1 pseudogene is annotated in these 661 nt (G+C 70.5%); it reads left to right on the top strand.

Features of this window, described 5'->3' with window-relative positions:
* Positions 1-90 precede the first annotated feature (90 nt).
* Positions 91-594: pseudogene (locus FV228_RS31845) on the top strand (amidase); the annotation flags it as partial.
* Positions 595-661 lie beyond the last annotated feature (67 nt).

The following is a 661-nucleotide window of genomic DNA, read 5'->3' as shown; positions in this document are numbered from 1 at the left end:
GCCCCGGGGCGATGCGCCCCGGCCCGGCAGAGGCCCGCGCCGCGGCAGGCGCCTCCCATCCTCGACATCCATCGCGAAGGACACCGGCTCATGACAATCGACATCGTCTTCTCGGACGCGACACAGCTCGCCGCGCTGATCCGCACCCGCCAGGTCTCGCCCGTGGAGGTCATGCAGGCCCATCTCGACCGCATCGCGGCCGTCGATCCCAAGGTCAACGCCATCGTCACCGTGGCGGAGGATGCGCTCGACGGCGCCCGCGCGGCCGAGGCCGCGATCCTGGCCGGCGGTGAGATCGGGCCCCTGCACGGGGTGCCGTTCACCGTGAAGGATTCGATCGACACCGCCGGCGTCCCGACCCAGCGCGGTTCGCCGATCTTCAGGGGCCGCATCCCCGCCACGGATGCCACGAGCGTCGCCCGCCTCAAGGCCGCCGGGGCGATCCTGCTGGCCAAGACCAACCTGCCGGAATTCTCCTACTGGATCGAGAGCGACAACCTGCTCTCCGGTCGCTCGAACAACCCCTGGGACCTGGAGCGGACGCCCGGCGGGTCGAGCGGGGGCGAGTCGGCGGCCATCGCGGCGGGCATGTCGCGTCCGAGAAGACGATGTCGATTGTCATGAGCCGGTGTCCTTCGCGATGGATGTCGAGGATGGGAGG

The organism is Methylobacterium sp. WL18, from assembly GCF_008040015.1.
Taxonomy (GTDB): Bacteria; Pseudomonadota; Alphaproteobacteria; order Rhizobiales; family Beijerinckiaceae; genus Methylobacterium; species Methylobacterium mesophilicum.
The sequence above is the reverse complement of the archived record's forward strand: the minus strand, read 5'-3'. Positions and strand labels throughout refer to the sequence as shown.